General features: G+C 38.8%; 5 protein-coding genes. All 5 read right to left on the bottom strand.

Translation table 11 applies throughout. The features are described from left to right. On the bottom strand, positions 1-621 hold a 621-nt coding region (locus A9G25_RS00005; RefSeq protein WP_081297071.1), incomplete at its 3' end, for an IS30 family transposase. Between the two features lie 376 nt (positions 622-997). Beyond that, entirely contained in the window at positions 998-1,354 is a 357-nt protein-coding gene (locus A9G25_RS00010) for a hypothetical protein (RefSeq protein WP_065625215.1), read from the bottom strand. Between the two features lie 4 nt (positions 1,355-1,358). Then, on the bottom strand, positions 1,359-3,317 hold the full coding sequence (locus tag A9G25_RS00015; RefSeq protein WP_065625216.1) for a VENN motif pre-toxin domain-containing protein: 1,959 nt from the start codon (positions 3,315-3,317) through the stop codon (positions 1,359-1,361). Between the two features lie 300 nt (positions 3,318-3,617). Beyond that, a complete protein-coding gene (locus tag A9G25_RS00020; protein ID WP_065561184.1) occupies positions 3,618-3,986 on the bottom strand; it encodes a hypothetical protein in 369 nt (122 codons plus the stop codon). A 3-nt stretch (positions 3,987-3,989) separates the two neighbouring features. Beyond that, positions 3,990-6,032, bottom strand: a complete 2,043-nt coding sequence (locus A9G25_RS00025; protein ID WP_141674941.1) for a VENN motif pre-toxin domain-containing protein — start codon at positions 6,030-6,032, stop codon at positions 3,990-3,992. Positions 6,033-6,077 lie beyond the last annotated feature (45 nt).

The raw sequence follows: 6,077 nt of genomic DNA on the forward strand, positions 1-6,077 counted from the left end.
ATCTTTCGTTTCGGAGGCGGTGCGTTGATTAAGGCGTCCAATGAGTACGAGTCCAGTTTTGCGCTCAACTAACGTCAACAATGCTTGCTTATCTTTACGGCTAATTATGGTATCGCCCTCCCAATGTCCTTGCGTTTTCCGACTTTCTACATAACTTGGACGTTGTTTAATTGACCGTTTATATCGGCGGTCTCCTTCTTTAATACTCGGTGCCTTGCAATGCCGATAAGCTTTGCCTTTTCGCCTTAGATAAGGCTTGAATTGTTCATAGCGCGCTTTATTTTGATAAAGGTAGTTATAGATTGATTGGACGCTGATTTTCTTTAAACGTGCAGCAATCTGCTCTGGGCTGTAATAAAGCATGAGGTATTTTTCAACTTGACGCCATACTAAAGACTCTATTGGCTTACCATTACCGCTGTTTTTTCGCCTTTTCCGAGCGAGTGTCACCGCCTCATGTGCTTGATAGGTTTGATTAGGTTTTGAGTTTCTTTTTATCTCTCGACTTATTGTCGAAGGATGTCTATTGAGTAGCTGGGCTATCTCTTTTTTATTCTTTCCGGCTTGTAATAATACGAAAATCTGGTATCTTTCCTTCCTAGAAAGGTGATTATAATACATAGCAATCTCCAAACTGTGGTGGTGCGAAGGTGCTAGTATAAATCACCTTTCTACTTTCTTCACTCCACCGTGTTTAAAATTGCACTTCATGTTTGAATCCAGGAAAACACTAAGAAAAAAATCAATAAAATCAATATCTTTCCTGACCGATTTTTTGTAAGTAAAAATAGTGAGTTAATGTGTTTTTTATGTTTTGAATAGAAAGAGATATGGCACTATGAGAAATACAGTAAACGGGATTTATTAGCATGGTGTATGAAAACAATAATAGCTAAAAAACGATGCTAAGCCAAAATAAGCAATTATATAAAATTTAGTGACAGTATTAACTGTCACTTTTAATTTACAAATATATAAAATTTAGGATGTGACTAATCTAACTAGGTAGATAACGATTATCCTTAATAATATAAGGCTCAGCTATTTCATTCCATACAAGCTGAGCCATTTTTTGCCATTCTGTGGGATTATTCTGCTTTGCAATATAATCCCTTATTAATTTAACTGATTGATTAAATTCTTCTTTATTTAGCTCAATAAATGAATAAAATTTTAAATATTCACCTTCTTCGGATTTTATGATTTCATGTAATTTAGGATAGTTAGGCAAAAATACCGCATCTAGTAAGTCACCAAAGGAATCCCAATAACTACTATTAACATATGTAGATATAAATTTACTTTCATCTTTCTTATTTACATTACTTTTATTAAAAAAAATAACTGCACCCATTATATTACCTCATAATGATAATTTTATTTTGCTGCGATTTAGGTAGTGTTTTTATATAATCTATGAAAATTTTTTGATTAGCGGGCGTTAACACCCTAAAATCAACAGGTACAAAGTCCGCTTTTCCCAAGTGTTTGTCAATAATTTCTTTACCTTTACCAGTATTCATATTTTTTTCATAAAACTTATTTAATCCATCAATTTCCTTTTGTGATAGTTTATCAGTTGTATACAACGCATCCACAGTTTTACCTTTATTAGGTCCAGAGGTAATTACAAAATCGGGAGATTCGCCCTGAGTTGCTCCTTTAGGAGGAGTATAACGCTCCATTTTACCTAATGCTGGCTCAAGCTGCGCTGCAGCGGCTGCTTCAGCGGGTTTTAATTTACCACTACCGCCCAGATCTGGCGTATTAAGACGATTTTGCCCTTCTAATGGTGTTTGATTTATTTTTATTTCATTCAAACCATCACTATTTTTTATTATTTGTCCATTCGTCCCCTTTCCAGCTACACTATTTTTTATAACAGTTGTTTCAATTTGTTTTGACTGGCTTGCCGCTTGATTCATCAAGCGATTACCTTCAGCAACATTCCCCGCTTTATATGCTACTTCCGCTTCTTTTACCAAAGCTTGTGCAGTTTTAGTTTCAACCTTAATTACTTTTCCTGCTACTTTGATATATTTTGCAAAAGGTAATACTCCTGCTGCTGCTATTGCGTAGTCACCCCAACTATCTGCATCCCTAAAGGCGATATAATCACCATATGGCGTCACTAATATAGCTATATCTTCTGGCAATCGCATCAAATCCTCTCTTAAAGGATCATACATAAATTTACCTGAATTCATATCATCTATGATTTGCGCAGCCTCTTCTGGGGTTAGATAACCCGCTGCTGAGGCATGGAGGATACCTTCATAATTTGCCCCTGTTTCAGGTGAAAGACCTATAAAATCGCCACCAAATCCACCATCAGCCCAACTTAATCCATTATTTTCAACCGCATTTTTACCCGCAGCAACGCCAGTATTCACATCTTGAATATCACCACCGGCAGCGGCTATTGCTAGGCCTGTGGCGAGTTGTGATAGGGCGCTGATTTGTTGTCTTTCTTCTTGTGATAATTCCGCTACTGTTTTATCTGGGTAAAGGATACCCGCAATCACTTCAGCACCGCGTTCACTTGCGACAGCGCCTAAACCACCCACTAGGGCGGAGTTGCCTTGTAGCTCGGCTACCACCGCACCGAGTATGGCATGGCTGACGGTGTTGGCGAGGGTGTTTCCTTCGGTCTGTTGTTTGATAATAGTCGCAATTTTTGGCGCGAGTGCCCCTGCGGTTGCCCCTGTCATGTCGCCACTGATTAAGCCGTTGATGATACTAACCGCCATGTCAATGCCTTGACGGGTGTCACTGCCCATCGCTGACATGCCTTCGTTCATCGCCTTTTTGTAGGCTTCTTCGTAGATTTTTTGTTGCTCTTCTTCTGTTAGTCCCTTGTTTTTACTTTTCTCTTTTTCCTTTTCAACCGCTTCTTTTGCCTTGGATTCGGCTCTTATCCGGTCTATATGATTAAGCATCGTTAACGTTTCACCACCAATTTCACTCACTAAATGCGTTTGGTCGATGATGTCTTGCTCTTTTTGTTTGTTAAAAATGTGTTTGAGTTCGTTATTCGCCTGCTCAGTATCATGACTTAATTCGTTGATATCTTGTTTTTGAGCATCCTTATTGCGGATAATTATCGTCCCTTCCGATACCGCTGAATGCGTCGTCGAATGCTCGCTTTCGTTTTTATTGCGACTGGTTGGCATCGATGGCATGCCGCTAGAGCTTACCCCTGCACTGCTGCTACTGACTTGGTAGTCCGCTTTGTTTTCGATATCACTAAAGCTGATTGTGCCGGTGTCAAGGCGGTTTTGGCTCTTGTCTTTCGCTTCTGAGGCTATCACTGCCACGGCCAGCACAAAAAAATCAATATTTTTCTGACCTGTTTTTTGTAAGTAAAAATAGTAACTTAATGTATTTTTTATGTTTTGAATAGAGGGAGATATGACACCATGAGCAATACAGCAAGTAGGTTTTATTTTCTACAATAGTGTATAAAAATAATAATGGCTAAAGTGATGCTAAACTGAAATTAGTAATTAAAAAATTAATTATAGAATTTAGTGACAGTATTAACTGCCACTTTTAATAACGAATACACTAAGTAAGATACTGTTAGAATTGTCGGGTTAAGTTTGAGCTACTAGAGCTTAACCATGATTGATATATATTGCATCAGCTTTTGTTGGTACAATATTTTCCCAATTCATGATGAGTAATATATCAATAGCCATTTTTCTCATTTTTTGCCACTCAGCACTTTCACAAAGTGCGTCATTATTCCAATATTGAATATTAGAGGCTCCACTTATAGATAACATATAATCATCTAATTTTTTTACTGCTAGTTTTTGTTCTGATGTAAGAGAAGATGCTACTAGAGGATCATTAAGTTCATCTAAGGCCATCTCCCACTCAACTGCTAATTCATCAGCTATATTTACAAAATCAGGAAATAAACTCTTTTGTATTTCACAAGGTTGTGCTATTGCCTGAGTTACCCATTTAATCTTATTCATATTCTATCTCTTTGGTTTATTAATAATTATCGATTTTTCTCCCACACTTGGTTTATAAGTGTTTGGATCAACAACTTTTATTGTACCTTGTGTTGTTGTTGATACTTTATAATAGCTACCTCCATGACGTCCTCCGCCTGGGTGTATCTGTATCTGGCTAATTTCAGGATGACCTTTAACTTCAATAATGACCGCCTTTCCCGAACCTCTTGTTGATTGTCTAACATTAACTTGATAACCAGCTGCCTGAAAATCTTTTGCAATATCATCAGCAGATCTTCCCCAAATAGATTGGGGCGATTTTGTAAAATCATTTGCAACATTAATTTTTATAGGTGGTGTTAGAGTGGTTTTCCCCTTTCCAGCTCCTCTAGGAATCGATTTTGAAACAGCTACAGGTATAAATGTAAAACCAGCATCGATTAATTTCATCGCCATTTCAGTACTAAATTCTTCACCATTATTCAATCTTTTGGTTACATCAAATAACGCACTTGCTGATTCTACTGTATCCATCGTATTATAAATAAAACCTACTCCTCCAGGCAAAAAGTTCATTACTGGACGACCGACTTGTCGCTCCCATTCCGTTGCTTGAAGATACTTCTGAATATTATATTGTTCTCGATAATATTCTTCATTTTCATCCATTGCACGAGAGCTAAATAATTTTTCAAGTAATGATTTATTTGCGATAGATTCCCTGTAAGCATCATTATATTGCTCTTGCTGCTCTTTTGTTCCTAAATATGGATAATCATAATTATGAGACCTATATCCCCAGTTACCTGTTAATAAATCGTTAACTGATTGTCTGGCGGCTTCTTCTCCGCTCATTCCTTCCACTTGTTGGTAATAACGTGATAAAGATACAGCTAGTTGTTGAACCTCTGCTTCCGTTAATGAGTTCGGATCTTTATAATATTTTCCAACTAGATAATCTCCTTTTTGATCTAACTCATCAAGCATAAACATTTCTATTTTTTCTTGTTGAGTTAAGAATCCTTTATTTCGTTTATTTCTTAACTCTTCTAAACGATGCTGATCTTTTGGTCCCAAAAAGTTATTCTCAACCGCATTTTTCCCCGCAGCAACGCCAGTATTCACATCTTGAATATCACCACCGGCAGCGGCTATTGCTAGGCCTGTGGCGAGTTGTGATAGGGCGCTGATTTGTTGTCTTTCTTCTTGTGATAATTCCGCTACTGTTTTACCTGGGTAAAGAATACCCATGATAACCTCAGCACCACGTTCACTTGCAGCAGCACCTAAGCCACCCACTAGGGCGGAGTTGCCTTGCAGCTCGGCTACCACCGCACCGAGTATGGCATGGCTGACGGTATTGGCAACTATATCACCTTCCGTATGCTGTTTTATAATAGTCGCAATTTTTGGTGCAAGTGCCCCTGCGGCTGCCCCTGTCATGTCGCCACTGATTAAGCCGTTGATGATACTAACCGCCATGTCAATGCCTTGACGGGTGTCACTGCCCATCGCTGACATGCCTTGGTTCATCGATTCTTTGTAGGCGTCTTCGTAGATTTTTTGTTGCTGCTTGTCGGTTAACACGATGCCTTTGTCTGCGGCTTTTTCTTGTTCTTTTTCTACCGCTTCTTTTGCCTTGGATTCGGCTCTTATCCGGTCTATATGATTAAGCATCGTTAACGTTTCACCACCAATTTCACTCACTAACTGCGTTTGGTCGATGATGTCTTGCTCTTTTTGTTTGTTAAAGATGTGTTTGAGCTCGTTATTCGCCTGCTCAGTATCTCGGCTTAGTTCGTTGATATCTTGTTTTTGGTCGTCTTTGTTGCGGATAATTATCGTCCCTTCCGATACCGCTGAATGCGTCGTCGAATGCTCGCTTTCGTTTTTATTGCGACTGGTTGGCATCGATGGCATGCCGCTAGAGCTTACCCCTGCACTGCTGCTACTGACTTGGTAGTCCGCTTTGTTTTCGATATCACTAAAGCTGATTGTGCCTGTGTCAAGGCGGTTTTGGCTCTTGTCTTTCGCTTCTGAGGCTATCACCGCCACGGATAGCACAAAAAAAGCACCCAAAAAAAAACTCAAATAAAATCAATGCCTTTT

Source organism: Gilliamella sp. Bif1-4, from assembly GCF_001690535.1.
Classification (GTDB): Bacteria; Pseudomonadota; Gammaproteobacteria; order Enterobacterales; family Orbaceae; genus Gilliamella; species Gilliamella bombi.

Coding starts and splice junctions, on each gene's coding strand:
- A9G25_RS00010 (WP_065625215.1), bottom strand. CDS start 1,354: ATGGGTGCAGTTATTTTTTTTAATAAAAGTAATGTAAATAAGAAAGAT.
- A9G25_RS00020 (WP_065561184.1), bottom strand. CDS start 3,986: ATGAATAAGATTAAATGGGTAACTCAGGCAATAGCACAACCTTGTGAA.